This is a genomic window from Pseudanabaena minima str. Chao 2107 (assembly GCF_051131155.1).
In the GTDB taxonomy this organism is placed as follows: Bacteria; Cyanobacteriota; Cyanobacteriia; order Pseudanabaenales; family Pseudanabaenaceae; genus Pseudanabaena; species Pseudanabaena minima.
On record NZ_CP159508.1, the window covers coordinates 2,047,655 to 2,063,918 of the forward strand.

The following is a 16,264-nucleotide window of genomic DNA, read 5'->3' on the forward strand; positions in this document are numbered from 1 at the left end:
AGCTTCGCTCTACACAATTTATCAATTTTTATTCAATTCTGGCAGGAATACCTTGACGGCGCAATTGCTCAATCCGTTGTTGAGCCGCATTAGGATCTCGATAAGATCCAACCTGTACTTGTCCATCACTAGGCCGTACATAAGCATCCTGCTCAATTTGCTGAGCACTAGCTGCATAGCTATTATCCACAACTACACGATAGCTACTACTACTTGGGGCGGTAGTCGCAGGAGCAGGAGCCGATGATAACGGAGCAGCATACTTCACCGCAGTATTTGAGCGTGGGGTAACATATACAGTCGTGGGGGCAGCAGTATTTGTGTTAGCACGACTTACAGGTGTTGTGGAAGTTGCTTTAGCTGGACTGGGCGCAGGAACAGCTTTGCTTGCAGGACGCGGAGCAGGGGGTCTATAGGAACTTGCAGGAGCAGGTGCCGAATCGTAATTCCTGTTACTCGCAGGTGGGCTATAGCTACGCTCCACAGGTGCTGGTGCTAAAGCAGGTGGTAGTGGCGCAACTGAAATGGACGGCAATGAAGTTGATGGTACAGTTCGCAAAGGTGTACTCGGTACAAAAGCACTATTTGGGGCGAACAAACTTGACGACTTCGTTGATGGGTTAGTTAAGGGATTTTTGGGGGCGATCGCAGGATTAGCTAGGGTTTTACTACTATTATTTGCTAATTCAGCTTTATCACCAGCAAAAGGTACAAAAGACAAGCTTGAATCATTCGCTTTCTGCTGATTTTGTAAATTAATATCACTACCTAAATCCGCATTTTTGCCATCAGTTTGAGCCGCTTTGGGCTTTGTTTCAGGCTTAAAAATCTTCATCACACCCGATGGATCGACCATCAGATAGCCGATCGCAGCACTAGAGCAGAGCAATAACAATAGTGAAATAATCCCCACAGGATTCATCAAACTGCGTAAGGCACTCTTTTCAGTTGGTGCATTAGGCATCGGATAAGCTGACTCTTGATCAATGGAATCCTGATAGTGATCTGCATAGTCATTAGCAAAGCTTTGCAAAATATCATCATCATCAGGTGCAGGTATTTTTGCCATCGTCGGCGAATTCATACTGCCGCTTGTAGCTTCACCATAGCCATTCATATCTTGTGCATAAGGTAGATCTGTCTCTACACCAGCATCAGACAAATTCTCAAGACTCTGGAGAGCTTCTAGCCCTCGGAAGTTATGTAACTCAGCCGTAGATATGTTGATCGATGGATTTACTGCTGATACCGTCCCTATAGCTGGCATTACAGGCATTTGGATCGTCCGTCGATCGCTATTAGTGGCTGGCTCAACGATTGGAGCGATCGGGGAGAGTGCATCCGACAAACTCGGTGAAGTCCAAATCGATTGAGTTGAGACAGCGCGGGGTCTAAAAGGATTGAGATAAGAGATGGTTTGACCGTTAGCTTGCCAATGGCGATAACGATCTAGCTCGTCATTGAGGCTCGCATCCAAACCAGCCAACGCTGTTTGCAAGACTGAAGACTGAGCGATCGCAGGCAAAAGATCAGTCTCTGAATTAGTGACTCTTTGGTTGCTTGTTTTAGAAATCGTTGGAGAGATGGTAGGACTCAATGTTTGCATAATAATCTTTACCTCAGGCAGTAACAGCGGTTTGAGCTAGGTAAATGTCTCGAATATCTTCGGGAAGGGCATCTTCTAGGGCGTGATAAGCCTTGACTAGAAGTTGTTTAACATCACTAGCAGAGATGTTCTCACCTTCAGCATGTAAGTAGGCAGCGATGCGCGTATGGCTCCACTGAAAAGTTTGAGACAACAATAGTATCAGACGTAGGTTACCAGCCATTTGATTTAGCGCTTGATTAAGGTAGCACCAAAATACGGGCGGAGTATCTTTGAGCGAATATTGAATGTCTTCAACGGGGGGGACTTCGGCACGATTGATCATCATCGCCGCAATATTAATCAGCCAACTTTGCAACGAGAGATGCGGTTTGTTAGCCCGCAAGTCTAGCACTCGCATCTCGTGGTAGATATATTCCCAAGTCTTTACAAATAAGTAGTCTGATTGCACTGGCGATCGCGTTGCTGTACCAATTAAGGTATATAGCACCTGTCCATAGCGACAAAAAATCGCTGCAAAATATTGACCCTCTTCAGGATGTCTTTGAAATAGCGTCACGAGTTCGCGATCGCTCTTCTGAAAAAGCGCCTGAATCTTAGGGTGATGAATTTCGGGAAGGGGGGGAAGCTGCACGGTCACGGCTATTGCTAGCTCACTTTTTAAGTTTTCAAATTTGATGCACACATACTAGCAGCAAAGTATGATAATGCAACCCGTAGTTCGTACTAAATTGTTTTAAGATACCAAAAAGAGAGGCGGCGCTTCGCGCCGCCTCTCTTTTTGGTATCTTAAAAGATAACTTCGCTCCAAAATTATGGAATAGCTCGTTATGCTCACCAGTTTTGAAGGTCTTTACCGTAATGGACAGATCAAAATCGCCGATCTACCCACAGGCATACCCGATGGCACAAAAGTTATCGTTACATTTCTAAAGTCAGATGAGATTAATTTAGAAGCCCTTGGTATTAATAGAGCCGACGCACAGATATTACGAGCTAGTTTATTTACTTTTGCTGAAGAGTGGGATAGCCCCGAAATGAGTATTTACGATAATTACGATGTCGCCAAAAAACATTAAACGCGGAGATGTTGTTCTTGTAGTTTTCCCCAACTCAGATCTGGCTACAGCCAAAACAAGACCAGCAATAATTGTCCAAGCTGATAACTTGCAAACAGGACTGCCACAAGTAGTGGTTGCGATGATTACTAGTCGGATGATCAGGAGTATTCATCCTAGTCGGGTCTTGGTAATGTTGAATACGATCGCTGGAAAGCAATCAGGTTTACTAACTGACTCAGTGATAATGACCGATAACCTGACAACGATCACGACTTCCGCAATTTACAATGTGATCGGCTCACTGCCAACGACTGAAATTGATCAAGCTTTGAGACATACTCTCGGTATTTAACTATGATTTATCGCAGCTTGGCTGATATTAATATTTATGATTCACCCAAACTCGATCGCCTCGCGACGCAGATGGCAAAGGGTAGATATCTAGAAGTATTAACATCTGAGCCAAGTTTTCTAAAAATCCAACTGCTAGAAGATAACTATACGGGCTTACTTGATCGTCAAGATGTTGAGAAGTTAGAACTAAGCGATCGCCAAAGTTTTATCAATAATTTACCGCCAGCTTTGAGTGCTAGCGAAATACGCGATCGCCTTCCCGATGTGATCACTTTTATTCGACAAGCAATGGCAACACCCAATGAGTATTTGTGGGGGGGGACAGTTGCCCCCAATTATGATTGTTCAGGATTAATGCAAGCGGCTTTTGCATCGGTTGGTATTCTGATTCCGCGTGATGCCTACCAACAAGAAGCATTTGCAGAAGCAGTAACCCTAGAAGACATCCAAATCGGTGATTTAATTTTTTTTGGAAATGTGACAAAAGCAACTCATGTTGGCATCTATATCGGTAATGGCGAATATATTCATAGTTCAGGAAAAGAGCATGGACATAATGGAATTAAGATTAGTCAACTAGCAGGAATAGATCCAGTTTCCCAATGGTATGCCAAGCAATTACGTGGGGCGGCTAGAATTACATAGGAAAAAAGTAATGAATTGCCGCACTAAGTGCGGCAATTCATTACAAAAATGATCGGAACTCTCTATAGGGTTTTATGTCTTAAACTGTAGGGCTTTGCAAAATGAAAAAACAATCATAGTCAGGGTTTACGTTTTTTATCTTGCCTACATCAAAATCGCGATACAGTCTATTGAGGTTTTAAGTAGTACAGAAATATTTTTGAAAGCGTTGCGAAGCGACGCTTTCAAAAATATTTCTGGGGTTTATGTCAGCGCAAAGCGCTGTAAAGTAGCGATCGCTATACTAGAGAGCAATTATCAGGAGAAGGTTCATGTTGCAAAATCGACTTGGCTTAACGGCAGCAATGGTTAGTCTGATATTTCTTGGATGCACCAATCAGGAAACCCCAAACTCATTAACATCACCCCCGAACAGTTCGCAGTCCACAACCACAATCACCACGACAACCACTTCTAAAACAGTTTCTCCGTCTCCTGATGCGAATCTCCAAAAGCCTGTTTCTGCTTCCTCAAAAGCCTCAACAAAAGCGATCGCTGTTGGTGATATCAAAGAAATTGAAGGCGATATCATCTGTGGCAAAACAAGAGTGATTTATGCTTACGGAGAGACTTCCAATTATCGAGTTTACATTTGTGCCGATGCAAAGGAACCTAATCGTCCACGTTATTACATCAGCCGTAATAAAGATGGTAGCGGCGGATTGGACTTAGAAGCAACCAATTATAATCCTCAAAAAGATGGGGTGATCGAGTTTAACAATGAAGGTTATATATATACTCTCGAAGCGCCTACCACTCAAAATCCTGAACCTGTATTGCGAGTGACTTTTCCCAATCAAAAATTAACAGAAGAGCAGTTACTACGCTATCTTACCCGTTCTAATAAATCCAATTCGTCGGCAACAAATTCTACTTCTGATCCATTGCAATATGTACTCCAAAATCGTGAAAGTTTGGGAGTTTGCAAGGATAACTTCCGTGCCGAAGATGGAAAAAATGGCATGGGTTCCAAAGCATTCCAAATCACTGATAAAAAGTATTTAGTCCAAATTCAATGTTTTCTAGCTGCTTATCAAGGCAACTTTGAATATGTCCTATGGATCGATGAGTCTCCAAAACCCCGTGCTATCCCTCTCGAATTTGATAGTTTCCAAGAGCCAAAAGCAGGTGAAAAGCCTAAACGGATTACCGATCGCTCAATCGCAGGTTTGCCTAGATTTAATGTACGATCGCAGACGTTAACCAATTTCACCAAGTTTCGAGGGGTTGGTGATTGCGGATCATCGGCTCTTTACAAATTAGAAGGCGATCGCATGGTTTTACAAGAATATCGGGCTAAATATGCCTGTGATGGCAATTATGTTCAAGATTTTCCCATTATTTATCCCTAAGCAAGGCTTGAAAAATAGTAATGGCGGCGCGAAGCGCCGCCATTACTTATTGTTACAAAAGGTGTCACTTTGCGACAACTTTTGTTTTTTTTAAGACGGTGCTTTGCTCCACCTTCTAAGGAAAATCATATTTAGCCGTCACAAGACGATATTTACCACTTTGAGGATCTTCAATTGGTTTAAATTTGTAGTCTTTAACCGTTTCTCTAGCAATATCATCTAACTCCTTAATGCCACTGGACTTTAAAAACCTAGTTTGGACTTCACCGCTAGGATCAACAAGCCACATAAATGTGACGGAGCCACTTTTTCCAGAAGTATTAGCTACTTTTGGAGGAATCCATGTCACTCCTTTCTCCCTGTTGAGATCAGGGTTAGAGATCAAAGCATCAGCAGGGGCAATTTGAGTATTCCTGATTAAATTTTTAGATAACAAATCAATGATTTGCTTGTCGGTAGTATAAAGTGCCGAAATATTACCAATCTCTTTTTCTTTGCGATCACTATTAGAAGAGTTAGCGGCTACGGCTCCTTGTAATTTTTTTGTGGTATCAGCATCTTTACTATTGCCAGATTTTTTGGTTGGTGCAGTCACATCCTTCTTAAGACCACCATTTTGAAACTCAGGCTTGATATTATCTGTTTGCTTAACAGGAGGACTAGTGTTGTCAATTTGCCCAGACTGAGTAAAGCGCTGCTGAGTGGGTGGAGTTTTGGATGGTGTAGATACAGAAGGAGTTTGCGGTTTTACAAACTGTGGTTTCTCAGGGTCATCGGGCAATGGGGAAATAGAGAACGGGTCGGCAACTGGTGGTAAATCCTCAAGATTACTTAAGCTATCTAGGTCTAAGGTAGTTAATGGGCTACTGCTAGATATATCGGGAAATGGATTTAGGGGTGAGTTAGTTTTGGGTGCAGATTTGACAAATAAATTATCAATGAGTGATTTATTTGGCTTTGAGTTAGTAGTTAATGTCTTGGGAGGTAACTTGACAACTGGAAGCGTTGAGACGACAACTTCACGAGGTTCTGCTTTTTTGAGTGGATTTGGTGCGACCAAAGCAAAGGCGGTATGGATACCGAGTGAACTCAACACAAGTACCCAAAACGGGTACTTCATAATCAGACCACCTGCTTTGTTAGCAAATTGACGTATCGGATTATTTTTTGCAACAACTGTATTTTTAGAGTTCAACATGGGTTGCTCTGTTTGACTTACAGTTATTTCACTCTTTGGTTCAGTCGGCAACATGGTTTTGTGTTAAGTATTTTGTAAGTATAAATTTACTAAGCAAAGCACTTGAATCAAGATCGAGACGTGGCGATCGCCACTCGATTACCTGCAATTGCCCTTAACTCTGACAGACGGCTAATGACGATTTGATAAGAGACAGTTGAATCGTCAGCGCTCAGTACAACCACACCTCGCGCAGAAGTTGCTAAGAATCTATTGATCTCCTGCGCCAACTGTTGCGGTGGAATCAATTTTTCATCCTTCAACATTTGTCCCGCAGGATCAAGTGTGATTACGAAAACATCTTCTGGTTGGAGATCCCCTGAGTTTGAGTCACCCTTACCACTGCGATCGCTAATTGGTAAATCAATTCCAATTCGACTTGGTACAGTTAAGGCGGCTGACAACAAGATAAAAAACGCCAGAATTGAAAACACTACATCTAACAAAGCAGTTAGATTGATTTCAGCATTAGCCGATGTTTGGTATTTTTTATGGATTTTCATAAATCAACTGCCCTCATACCAATATGACGCATCCTAAAGTTAGATTGTTTCTGGGGGCTAGATTGTTTCTTGGGGCTTGGAATAATTTACTTCCACAACTGTATGCACATTCCCACGAGGCGTAAAGTCACCTTTGACATTAATTCTTAGAGGATCTCCTGCCTTTACAAAATCATCCAAAATCTGATTGACCGCCTCTTCATGGGAAATAAAGCGATCGCGATAGCTATTGATATACAGCTTAATTGCCTTGAGTTCTACCAGCACAAGATTAGGTGTATAGGAAATGTAGATAGTGGCAAAGTCGGGATAGCCTGAAAATGGACATTTACTAGTAAATTCAGGAAGGGTAATCTGAATGTTGTAATCTCTACCGATGCGAGGGTTCGGAAAAGTGGTGAGAGTTGCTTCTGCGATCGCTTGTTCGCCGTACTTAACAGTCATGTCTGCTCTAGGATAAAAAATAACAAATAAAAGAAATGAAACTGAGCAAGAATTTGCTTTAGGGCTTTGAGCTTTAAATAAAGAACCTGATTTCTGTTGCCTCGGCAACAGAAATCGGCTCTTTATTTTACTGCACATCCCTTATCCTTATAGCGTAGCAAATTTAAACCTAAAAAAAGGAAGAGCGCTTTGCGCTCTTCCTTTTTTTAGAAGATAGAAGATGGCAAAGCGCTCTCTCCTATAAGCTGTGGCTAATGTTTTTTGACATCATGGGGCTGGATCACACCATACCCGCCATGATTACGTTCATATACAACATTGATTTCCCCCGTATCAGCATTGCGAAAAACATAGAAATCATGATCAATTAACTCCAACCGTTCCAGAGCCTCATCCACAGACAAAGCAGGCATAGCGAAGTATTTATTTCGTACCACTTGAGTGGGCAACTCAACTACACGATTACCGTTTGGCACAGGGACAGGCGGTTGTTCAACAACAGCAATACTAGTTTTCGCAGCAGTGCGATCGCTCTTGCGTTCTTTAAATTTCCGCAACTTACGAGCAATCTTGTCAGCAACTAGGTCAATACTTGCATACAAATTTTCGCTCTTTTCCTCGGCACGGATCACAGATCCGTTCGCATAGACTGTTACTTCAGCCGATTGGCTAGAAGCAATGCGAGGATTACGAGCCACAGAAAGATGCACATCTACCTCTGTGGTTAATGTTTGGAAATGGCTCACCGCTTTGTCGATCTTTTGCTCAACATATTCGCGGATGGCTTCCGTGACTTCAATATTCTTGCCTTGAATTACAAGTTTCATCTCTATGACCTCGCTTCTGAGTTCCAAATCAGTTAATAAAGTTGACACACGCAATCTTGTTTTTAATTACCCCACTGCGCCGAATAGCTGATTTGGCTATGAGATCACCATAACACTTTGCTGGTGTTAGCAACCCAACTTTGATGCACTTCTTAACGTAGACTTAATAACCGATTTTGGCGTTTTTATCGCCTATAGCGCTTAAAACAATAAATCTAAAAATCCTAGGCGATCGCAATCTGTAGAAATAACATCAAACAAGGTTGCTATTTATCACTTACGATTGGGACTGTGCATCTCCTTAGGAACGCGCAGTAAAATAAAGAACAAATTTTTTATGGGGTGGTAAAGCCCCACCACAAAAAATCGGTTTCTTGATTAAATCGCACAACCCTTAAGTTATGCACATTTAAGCTATGCACATTTAAGCTATTCACAAAGAGCAAAGTGAGGTTCGTATGAGTTCGGCTGTGGAACTGTGGCAACGTTATCAAGACTGGCTGTACTACCATTCAGAGTTAGGTCTTTACGTAGATATCAGTCGGATCAGGTTTACGCCAGACTTTGTGACAGAGATACAACCTAAGTTTGTCAAAGCTTTCGCAGATATGAAAGCGTTAGAGTCAGGCGCGATCGCCAATCCTGATGAGCAACGTATGGTCGGACATTATTGGCTGCGATCGCCTGAGATTGCCCCCACGGAAGCATTGCGTAAAGATATCACTGAGACTCTTGATCGCATCGAAGACTTTACCAACAAGGTTCATGCAGGTATCATCCATCCACCACAGGCATCAAAGTTTACGGATATTCTCTCAATTGGTATCGGTGGCTCGGCTTTAGGTCCTCAGTTTGTAGCCCAATGCTTTTCTAAGGCGGATGTACCCCTTAAAATCAGTTTCATCGATAACTCTGATCCCGATGGGATCGACTTGGTGCTTGATCTATTAGGCGATCGCCTCAGCACCACATTAGTATTAGTAATTTCTAAGTCTGGCGGTACCCCTGAAGCCGCCAATGGCATGAAAGAAGCTGAGTTTGCTTTTAAACAAGCAGGTTTAGACTTTGCAAAACAGGCGATCGCGATTACAGGTGTTGGTAGTGCGTTGGAGAAATACGCGATCGCCAATGGCTGGCTCGATCAGTTCCCCATGTATGACTGGATTGGCGGTCGAACTTCAGAACTATCGGCAGTTGGCTTATTACCTGCGGCTTTACAAGGGATTGACATTCGCGAAATGTTACGTGGTGCAAGTTTAATGGATGCAGCCACTCGCGTTGAAGATATTCGTCAAAACCCTGCGGCACTTCTCGCGTTGTCATGGTACTTCACGGGCAATGGCAAGGGCGAAAAAGATATGGTGGTCTTGCCCTATAAAGATCGGCTGCTGTTATTCAGTCGCTATCTGCAACAACTGGTAATGGAATCTCTTGGTAAAGAGAAAGATCTTGATGGCAATACTGTGTATCAGGGGATCGCGGTCTATGGGAATAAGGGATCTACAGATCAACATGCCTATGTACAACAACTGCGTGAAGGCGTTCCCAACTTTTTTGCAACTTTCATCGAAGTGTTACAGGACTCCGCAAAAACACATCCCGAAGTAGAAGAAGGTGTTGTCACAGGCGATTATTTGTTAGGTTTTCTTCAAGGTACTCGCAGTGCTCTATATGAAAATGGTAGAGACTCAATTACTGTTACGATCCCTTGTGTTTCTGAACTTACTGTTGGCGCATTAATTGCTCTGTACGAACGTGCTGTAAGTTTTTATGCTTCGTTGGTGAATATTAATGCTTATCATCAACCAGGTGTTGAGGCTGGCAAAAAAGCTGGCGCAAAGGTACTTGCTTTACAAAAGAAACTTGTGGATGCATTGAAAGCATCAGATGTCTCTCTCTCTCTAGAAGAAATTGCAGACAGAATAGACGCTTTAGATGAGATTGAGTCTTTGTATCACATCGCTCGTCATCTTCATGCCAATTGCAAAATTCTATTTGAAGGAGACCTATCAAAACCAACAACTTTAAAAATGATGTTGGTTTTGTAAATCAATCCTAAATTTATAAATTTCCCGAAACAAAAGCAGCAAGCAATTTCTAACGCCTTTATCTTTATAAAAAACACAAAACGGCTACGCCGTTTTGTGTTTTTAAAACCATTAATGGGTTTAATTTTTAATTCACAAAAGTAGGGCGACACTTTTATGGATTGGTGTTACATTTAGAAATCTTAAAATCACTACACCAATGCAAGAAATAGCAAAGGCAAATCAAAAACCAAAACAAAGATAAGTGGCGACGCAAAGCGTCGCCACTTATCTTTGAGGTTTTATGTCCTAAGCAAAACTTAAATCTAGCCGTCACCTATATCCTTACAAAGCTAGTGTAAGGCGGCACTTCGTGCCACCTTACGCTATTTAATTCTTATGTGCTAGCAAGAATGGCAACAGATATACATTGCTATATTTCTTAAATTTTTTAATTATCATTACTATTTGTACAAAAGAATCTGCAAGAATATGACTTCTTACGTTTTATCCAGTTACAGAGGTTAAATGTGAAGAAAATTTTACTTTTCTTTAGCGAACTTAATAATAGTGACCTTGACTGGTTTGTCCAGAAAGGCAAAAGGGAGAAAATTGCACCTGATCGTTTACTAATACGTGAAGGTCAAATCAGCGAAGCTCTGTACATTGTCGTGAGTGGTGCGTTCAGTGTTGCTATTGAGTCACAAGATCATAAAGAACTTGCCAGAATTTCTGAAGGAGAAATTGTTGGCGAAGTATCTTTTATCGACACTCGCCCTCCCCTTGCTAGTGTGCGATCGCTAGAAGAAAGCATCGTACTATCCATCCCAAGAGTACAACTCTTATCTAAACTACAACAGGATACAAATTTTTCTTCACGATTTTATCGCGCTATTTGTCTTTGCCTTTCTGACCGCCTACGTGGCACTGTGAGCCGCCTTGGATATGGCTATGATCTCGATGACTTAGAATCCCATCTAGGTGGGTTTGGTCAGTCTATGATCGGCAACTTAGAATTAGCCGAAGCCAAATTTAATTGGTTGATCAAAAATGTACGTGGTTCTTAGACTTCCCTCTATTTCTCGAAGGCTCATAACTCAAAGCCTCACAAGTAGATGAACGTAATTAACGTGAGTTCGGGATAAGCTACAAAATTTTAAAAGCCAAAGCAGTAACGGCATCGCTTCGCGATGCTTTTACTGCTTTGACTCCTAGAGATGCGCTGCGAACCCTCTCTAGGAGAAAGTTTAAATTTAACCCGAACTGAGGTTAATTAATTACAAACAGAAACCCGTCAAGTTGCAACTTTCATGGCTTCAACTTGACGGGTTTCTGTAATTTATTTTGTCTACGTGCTTAGTAGATTGGAGATCGAGATTTGATAAGTAAAATAGTAAATTTAAAACACATGAAAAATAGTAACGCCAAGAATTGATTCCACTACTGTCGCAATCACTAATCCAGTCCAAAATCTTCCTGCGGCTCTACTGAAACCTAGGGCATTATCTTCACGACTTGCTGTAAAAAACATTGACCAAGCTTGGGTTTCACTTAGACGCGCAAATTGATTAAAGTCTTCACGAAAAGCGATCGGGGTGAAAAGTTTTTCGCCACTAAAGTCAAATTTGGTTTCCATAGTTCTCTCCTTAAGATTGAAAGTTGCTTGATAAGTTACTTTTTTGATGTAATTACCTTAACAATTATTTACAATTGAGCGCAATATCTCTTAAGTGAGGTCTAAAAATATCAGAAGGCATAGAAAAAACAGATCATTCATATAGATGTCGCCAAGTGTATGAGGACATAAAACCCAAGAAGAGAATGGCGGCGCTTCGCGCCGCCATTCTCTTCTTGGGTTTTGCTTTTGTCCTAACACAATCGACAGCAGCTATAAGTCTGTTTTCTGTTCTTCTACCCAAACTTAAAGACTTTTTGAAATTGTATAGCAAAGTAAGTTTTACTTAGGATATAAAACCAAAAAGATGAGTGGCAGTGCTTTGCGCTGCCACTCATCTTTTTGGTGCTGAGAATCAATTTCAAAGAATACCCTAAAGGTAAATTGATTGATAATTTCGGTCAATCAGATCTATTTTGGGTTAATTTGCTTCAATTCGCATTAAAACTTGACCATACTCAACTGGTTGAGTGTTTTCTACTAGAATTTCTACAATTTTGCCAGAAGATTCTGATTCAATTTCATTCATTAGCTTCATCGCTTCGATGATACAAACTGTGTGACCTTTTTTGACAGTATCACCAATCTCTACAAACGGAGCTTCATCAGGGGCTGGAGAACGATAAAACGTACCAACCATCGGTGATGTGATCTCAATGAGTTTTTTAGAGGGAAGAGAGTCAGCAACTGTAGTGGTATGGGCGACAGAACTTGTAGATGTATGCTCGATCGCTGCCGAGTTTACGGCGGAGACGAACGTAGATGTTGGCATAGCTACAGGTATTGCCGAAACTCTAGTTTCGCTTTTACGGATGCTCAGACGGACATCGCCTGATTCTAGCGTCAGTTCGGTAATATCCGTCTTATTTAGAATCGTGACTAATTCACGTACTTGATCTAAGCTAAATTCCACCTAATTTTCACGCCCCAAATACGTGTCTTCACGAGTATCAATTTTGATGCGATCGCCAATATTCACAAATAAAGGAACATTGATCGATGCGCCAGTTTCCACCTTAGCAGCTTTGCTACCACCCGTTGCCGTATCACCCTTTAGTCCGGGATCAGTTTCGATCACTTCTAATACAACAGTATTGGGCAACTCCACATCAATTACGCGATCGCCCCAGCGCACAACATTGACTTCCATGCCTTCTTTGATGTATTTGACACGACTGCCGATTTGAGCCGAAGTCAAATTAGCTTCTTCATAGCTTTGCATATCCATAAAGACATAATCTTCTCCGTCTTTATAGGTGTGCTGCATAGAGCTTTTTTCAAGAACAGCTTGAGGAACCATTTCCCCAGCTCTGAAAGTTCTTTCTAGGTTTTTACCTGTCATAGCGCTTTTTAGAGTGGTACGGACAAATGCCGAACCTTTGCCTGGCTTTACGTGTAAAAATTCAACTACACGCCAGACTTCGCCATCAAGTTCAATTGTTACGCCGGGTCGAAAATCGTTACTAGAGATCATTGCAGATTGAGTAATAGCCAGTAACAATTTTATCCTAGCGATGTAACCTTTGCGACAAAAAAATTCAAAACCCAAAAGAGAGTTGCAGCGCGGAGCACTGCAACTCTCTTTTGGGTTTTGGTTTTTATAGCTAGTCACCTGTATCAGGACAAATCAAAAAACAAATAGTGTGAGGCGGCGCTTCGCGCCGCCTCACACTATTTGTTTTTTATGTCCTAACAAGCATGGCGACAGCTATAACTAAAATTTGGAGAAATTCTACCGATGGTTTAAAGCCCCAAAATAGCATCTCCTACTTTTATGGCAATTGTTATAGAATTGAGTTTTTAGAGGAGTGATCGCTACATGTCAGTAAAAAAGCAGTTTGGTAGTTTTGATGAGCTATTAGAAAGTTCAGAATTGCCTGTTCTAGTAGACTTTTATGCGCCTTGGTGTGGTCCTTGTCAATTGATGACAGGGATTTTGGACAAGGTTAGTGAAAAGATGAAAGATAAAGTTCAAATTGTAAAGATTAATACTGATAACTACCCCGATCTTGCCTCGCAATACAAAGTTTATGCTTTGCCAACATTGGTGCTATTTAAAGATGGAGCGCCTGTTGATCGAGTTGAAGGGGTAATTCAAGCCGATCAACTATGCGATCGCCTAGCCGTACATGCATAATCAAAAAAGCACCCATGAGGGTGCTTTTTTGATTAAACGAGACAGTCTGTAAGCTGTGCTAATAATTCTTCGCGGTGTAAATTTCGCCCAATAATGACTAACTGATTGTTTAAAGATTTACCACGATCATCAGTTTTGAGTTCGTAGCGTTTGCCACTCAGTTGAAAGACATAGCGATTGTCAATATTTGCGAAACATAAAATGCCCTTAGCACGGAAAACATCAATTGGTAATTGCTTGTCTAGAAAGTTTTGAAACTTATCAAGCTCAAATGGGCGTTCGCTTTGGAATGAAATTGAGATAAAACCGTCGTTATCTAGGTGATGAGAATGGTGATGATGATCATGATCGTGATGCTCCTCTTGGCAATTGGCATCATGGCAATGTTCATGGGTATGAGTGTGGTTATGGTCGTGGTGGGCGTGATCGCCATGATCGTGATGATCAGCCTCTTGACTGGAAGAACTAGTAGGAATGATCGCTGATTGGTCAATTTGGACATCTAGAATTAATGGCAATGGCACAACGCCCATCTGCGATCGCAAGATCCTTGCTTTAGTCTTGGTCTTGTTGATATAAGTCTCAAGTTCTTGCAACTTTTCTTCACCAACTAGATCGGTTTTGTTGAGAATGATAATGTCGCCATACATGATTTGGGAGTAGGCTGCCTCGCTTTTGAAATGCTCAGAGGTAAAGGCTTCAGCATCAACGACCGTCAAAATCGAATCAAGGCGAGTCAAGTGCTGCAACTCAGTACCCAAGAAAGTGAGCGCGATCGGTAAGGGATCAGCAACACCTGTAGTCTCGACAATCATGTAATCAATGCGATCGCCTTTTTCAAGGACATTGTACACAGCATCAACGAGACCATCATTGATGGTGCAGCAAATGCAGCCATTGCTCAATTCCATCATGTTTTCATCGGTAGACACCAACAACTGACTATCAATGTTGATATCCCCAAACTCATTTACTAAAACTGCAACCTTCAAATCCTGTTGGTTTTGCAAAATGTGATTGAGTAAAGTGGTTTTGCCGCTGCCCAAAAAACCTGTAATGATCGTGACGGGCATCCCACGTTTAGGGACATCTACATCAATAACGGCGGGTGTATTTTCTTGTTTAACAGTGCGATCAGAAGTGAGCATGAACTTTGGCAAGAATAACTTTGCAGTTCATTTTAGCCGATTATCATAAGTCTAATGTGAAAACTGTATCCAGCAAAGGTTGGGCAAAGCGTCATCTTTACTTTATGAGTTTTATGCCCTAATTTTACTAAGTAATACCAATTCTCGAAAGTGTGACAACATTTTTGGGAATTAAAAAATAAACCCAGTAAGGGTTTTTAAGTAAAGAAATCTTTACTTGGAGTAATTAGGCATAAGTAAGCTTAAAATCGGGGATTTTGAGCTACCCACTATGAAGGTGGCTCAAGCTCTGGTTTTGGCTTTTAACTATACTGAGCTACTTAGCAATAGATTTATTTAGTGCGAATCACCATGTCAGCCCCTCAAACTAGCATTGCCCCCAGTCTCAACGATATCCTCTCAGCTCTAGAATTGCGACTGGAATCAGAAGAAGCAATTAATAAGTTGCCATTAACTAGAGCATTAGAGCAATGTTTATCATTTGCACAGGCTAATAACTGTATTGAACTTTCTGAGTTAATTAAGCAAGAGCTTTATGGGTTTAGTAGCCAGCCCCCTACCTACCGATATGTCCAGTTGAGTTATTTTGATGCTGGTGGACAGTTTATCAATGGGTTAAGTCAATACAGTGTCTATCCTGTAGTTACAGGAGTTTGTAAGTTAGAACTACATCTCAAAAACGGGCTGACATTAATTTTGCCAAAACAAATTTTGACGTTTTTATCACAAGTCTCAGGGCGTGAGGTAGATAATGGGCATGTTTCACCAGCCGTGATCACTAACCTTTTGGAAATTATTCGTAACGAAATCACCTATAAAATCAGTAAAGATATTCCCAAGAAAGTCAATTAGCTAAATCCAATCCAACTTTAGAGAGGGCATTAATCTTTGCAAGTTTTTTAAAGATTTCCCTTGCCAAGGTATGTTTTCAGAGCCTTGTACCGTAATCTTAATGGTCTCTTTTTGGCGAACTTTGATCACAAACTTAGATAAAACATTAATGCCCGAACTATTTAAAAATTCTAATTCACAGAGATTTAAAGTGATCTTTTTAGGATTTTGTGCAATTACATTTTCTAAAATTTGGACAATTGGGGCATATTCCTCTGTACCTGCTAGACGTAAAGATCCTTGGCAATAGATAACTGTATCTGATTGTTCATACCAGACCCGATAATCATCTCCTTTAACTTCCATTATTTAAAAATC

The 16,264-nt window shown here is 41.3% G+C and carries 19 protein-coding genes; 8 read left to right on the forward strand and 11 right to left on the reverse strand.

Going from position 1 to position 16,264, the window contains the following annotated elements; all coding sequences use genetic code 11:
- Window positions 1-28: 28 nt before the first annotated feature.
- Entirely contained in the window at window positions 29-1,606 is a 1,578-nt protein-coding gene (locus tag ABM313_RS09130; protein ID WP_434687445.1) for a hypothetical protein, read from the reverse strand.
- 13 nt (window positions 1,607-1,619) lie between these two features.
- Entirely contained in the window at window positions 1,620-2,240 is a 621-nt protein-coding gene (locus ABM313_RS09135; RefSeq protein WP_094528826.1) for an RNA polymerase sigma factor, read from the reverse strand.
- A 196-nt stretch (window positions 2,241-2,436) separates the two neighbouring features.
- On the opposite strand from ABM313_RS09135, the gene ABM313_RS09140 reads away from it, so the two are divergent.
- The 4 genes from ABM313_RS09140 (at window position 2,437) to ABM313_RS09155 (ending at window position 5,057) form a co-directional block, all read left to right on the forward strand.
- Window positions 2,437-2,685 (forward strand): hypothetical protein, encoded by a 249-nt coding sequence (locus tag ABM313_RS09140; protein ID WP_434687447.1) that lies wholly within the window; start codon window positions 2,437-2,439, stop codon window positions 2,683-2,685.
- Window positions 2,666-3,019, forward strand: coding sequence for a type II toxin-antitoxin system PemK/MazF family toxin (locus tag ABM313_RS09145; RefSeq protein WP_434687448.1), 354 nt, complete (start codon window positions 2,666-2,668; stop codon window positions 3,017-3,019). The genes ABM313_RS09140 and ABM313_RS09145 overlap by 20 nt, the downstream gene beginning before the upstream one ends.
- A 2-nt stretch (window positions 3,020-3,021) precedes the next feature.
- Complete coding sequence (locus ABM313_RS09150; protein ID WP_434687449.1) at window positions 3,022-3,666, forward strand: NlpC/P60 family protein; 645 nt, start codon at window positions 3,022-3,024, stop codon at window positions 3,664-3,666.
- A gap of 311 nt (window positions 3,667-3,977) precedes the next feature.
- A complete protein-coding gene (locus tag ABM313_RS09155) occupies window positions 3,978-5,057 on the forward strand; it encodes a DUF1176 domain-containing protein (protein ID WP_434687451.1) in 1,080 nt (359 codons plus the stop codon).
- 115 nt (window positions 5,058-5,172) lie between these two features.
- On the opposite strand, the gene ABM313_RS09160 is transcribed toward ABM313_RS09155, so the two are convergent.
- From ABM313_RS09160 to hpf, 4 genes are all read right to left on the reverse strand, one after another.
- A complete protein-coding gene (locus tag ABM313_RS09160; RefSeq protein ID WP_434687453.1) occupies window positions 5,173-6,309 on the reverse strand; it encodes an energy transducer TonB in 1,137 nt (378 codons plus the stop codon).
- 53 nt (window positions 6,310-6,362) lie between these two features.
- Complete coding sequence (locus tag ABM313_RS09165; protein WP_434687455.1) at window positions 6,363-6,797, reverse strand: ExbD/TolR family protein; 435 nt, start codon at window positions 6,795-6,797, stop codon at window positions 6,363-6,365.
- A 57-nt stretch (window positions 6,798-6,854) separates the two neighbouring features.
- On the reverse strand, window positions 6,855-7,241 hold the full coding sequence (gene queF, locus ABM313_RS09170) for a preQ(1) synthase (RefSeq protein WP_434687456.1): 387 nt from the start codon (window positions 7,239-7,241) through the stop codon (window positions 6,855-6,857).
- Window positions 7,242-7,492: 251 nt separating this feature from the next.
- Complete coding sequence (gene hpf, locus ABM313_RS09175; protein ID WP_434687458.1) at window positions 7,493-8,068, reverse strand: ribosome hibernation-promoting factor, HPF/YfiA family; 576 nt, start codon at window positions 8,066-8,068, stop codon at window positions 7,493-7,495.
- A 458-nt stretch (window positions 8,069-8,526) separates the two neighbouring features.
- Here hpf and ABM313_RS09180 point away from each other — a divergent pair, with 458 nt between their 5' ends.
- Both ABM313_RS09180 and ABM313_RS09185 read left to right on the forward strand, forming a co-directional pair.
- The gene (locus ABM313_RS09180; RefSeq protein WP_434687460.1) at window positions 8,527-10,116 is read left to right on the forward strand and encodes a glucose-6-phosphate isomerase; all 1,590 of its coding nucleotides are present in this window, start codon (window positions 8,527-8,529) and stop codon (window positions 10,114-10,116) included.
- A 509-nt stretch (window positions 10,117-10,625) separates the two neighbouring features.
- Complete coding sequence (locus ABM313_RS09185; protein ID WP_434687462.1) at window positions 10,626-11,162, forward strand: cyclic nucleotide-binding domain-containing protein; 537 nt, start codon at window positions 10,626-10,628, stop codon at window positions 11,160-11,162.
- A gap of 332 nt (window positions 11,163-11,494) precedes the next feature.
- On the opposite strand, the gene ABM313_RS09190 is transcribed toward ABM313_RS09185, so the two are convergent.
- From ABM313_RS09190 to efp, 3 genes are all read right to left on the reverse strand, one after another.
- Complete coding sequence (locus tag ABM313_RS09190; RefSeq protein ID WP_434687463.1) at window positions 11,495-11,731, reverse strand: hypothetical protein; 237 nt, start codon at window positions 11,729-11,731, stop codon at window positions 11,495-11,497.
- 460 nt (window positions 11,732-12,191) lie between these two features.
- Entirely contained in the window at window positions 12,192-12,683 is a 492-nt protein-coding gene (accB, locus tag ABM313_RS09195; protein ID WP_434687465.1) for an acetyl-CoA carboxylase biotin carboxyl carrier protein, read from the reverse strand.
- Window positions 12,684-13,244 carry an elongation factor P gene (efp, locus tag ABM313_RS09200; RefSeq protein ID WP_190576698.1) on the reverse strand — a complete coding sequence of 187 codons (561 nt, stop codon included), beginning with the start codon at window positions 13,242-13,244 and terminating at the stop codon, window positions 12,684-12,686. It abuts the gene before it with no gap.
- A 345-nt stretch (window positions 13,245-13,589) separates the two neighbouring features.
- Between efp and trxA the strand changes: the two genes are divergently transcribed.
- Window positions 13,590-13,907: a thioredoxin gene (gene trxA / locus ABM313_RS09205; protein WP_094528793.1), complete on the forward strand. Its 318-nt coding sequence runs from the start codon at window positions 13,590-13,592 to the stop codon at window positions 13,905-13,907.
- 32 nt (window positions 13,908-13,939) lie between these two features.
- On the opposite strand, the gene ABM313_RS09210 is transcribed toward trxA, so the two are convergent.
- Window positions 13,940-15,055 carry a CobW family GTP-binding protein gene (locus ABM313_RS09210; RefSeq protein WP_434687466.1) on the reverse strand — a complete coding sequence of 372 codons (1,116 nt, stop codon included), beginning with the start codon at window positions 15,053-15,055 and terminating at the stop codon, window positions 13,940-13,942.
- 351 nt (window positions 15,056-15,406) lie between these two features.
- Between ABM313_RS09210 and ABM313_RS09215 the strand changes: the two genes are divergently transcribed.
- Window positions 15,407-15,907, forward strand: a complete 501-nt coding sequence (locus ABM313_RS09215) for a hypothetical protein (protein ID WP_434687468.1) — start codon at window positions 15,407-15,409, stop codon at window positions 15,905-15,907.
- On the opposite strand, the gene ABM313_RS09220 is transcribed toward ABM313_RS09215, so the two are convergent.
- A complete protein-coding gene (locus tag ABM313_RS09220; protein ID WP_434687470.1) occupies window positions 15,908-16,252 on the reverse strand; it encodes a slr1659 superfamily regulator in 345 nt (114 codons plus the stop codon).
- Window positions 16,253-16,264 lie beyond the last annotated feature (12 nt).

What these genes read in the sequence shown, in the direction of transcription:
- ABM313_RS09130 (WP_434687445.1), bottom strand. Translation starts at nt 1,606, where the DNA reads ATGCAAACATTGAGTCCTACCATCTCTCCAACGATTTCTAAAACAAGC.
- ABM313_RS09140 (WP_434687447.1), top strand. Translation starts at nt 2,437, where the DNA reads ATGCTCACCAGTTTTGAAGGTCTTTACCGTAATGGACAGATCAAAATC.
- ABM313_RS09145 (WP_434687448.1), top strand. Translation starts at nt 2,666, where the DNA reads ATGTCGCCAAAAAACATTAAACGCGGAGATGTTGTTCTTGTAGTTTTC.
- ABM313_RS09150 (WP_434687449.1), top strand. Translation starts at nt 3,022, where the DNA reads ATGATTTATCGCAGCTTGGCTGATATTAATATTTATGATTCACCCAAA.
- ABM313_RS09155 (WP_434687451.1), top strand. Translation starts at nt 3,978, where the DNA reads ATGTTGCAAAATCGACTTGGCTTAACGGCAGCAATGGTTAGTCTGATA.
- ABM313_RS09160 (WP_434687453.1), bottom strand. Translation starts at nt 6,309, where the DNA reads ATGTTGCCGACTGAACCAAAGAGTGAAATAACTGTAAGTCAAACAGAG.
- ABM313_RS09165 (WP_434687455.1), bottom strand. Translation starts at nt 6,797, where the DNA reads ATGAAAATCCATAAAAAATACCAAACATCGGCTAATGCTGAAATCAAT.
- queF (WP_434687456.1), bottom strand. Translation starts at nt 7,241, where the DNA reads ATGACTGTTAAGTACGGCGAACAAGCGATCGCAGAAGCAACTCTCACC.
- hpf (WP_434687458.1), bottom strand. Translation starts at nt 8,068, where the DNA reads ATGAAACTTGTAATTCAAGGCAAGAATATTGAAGTCACGGAAGCCATC.
- ABM313_RS09180 (WP_434687460.1), top strand. Translation starts at nt 8,527, where the DNA reads ATGAGTTCGGCTGTGGAACTGTGGCAACGTTATCAAGACTGGCTGTAC.
- ABM313_RS09190 (WP_434687463.1), bottom strand. Translation starts at nt 11,731, where the DNA reads ATGGAAACCAAATTTGACTTTAGTGGCGAAAAACTTTTCACCCCGATC.
- efp (WP_190576698.1), bottom strand. Translation starts at nt 13,244, where the DNA reads ATGATCTCTAGTAACGATTTTCGACCCGGCGTAACAATTGAACTTGAT.
- trxA (WP_094528793.1), top strand. Translation starts at nt 13,590, where the DNA reads ATGTCAGTAAAAAAGCAGTTTGGTAGTTTTGATGAGCTATTAGAAAGT.
- ABM313_RS09210 (WP_434687466.1), bottom strand. Translation starts at nt 15,055, where the DNA reads ATGCTCACTTCTGATCGCACTGTTAAACAAGAAAATACACCCGCCGTT.
- ABM313_RS09215 (WP_434687468.1), top strand. Translation starts at nt 15,407, where the DNA reads ATGTCAGCCCCTCAAACTAGCATTGCCCCCAGTCTCAACGATATCCTC.
- ABM313_RS09220 (WP_434687470.1), bottom strand. Translation starts at nt 16,252, where the DNA reads ATGGAAGTTAAAGGAGATGATTATCGGGTCTGGTATGAACAATCAGAT.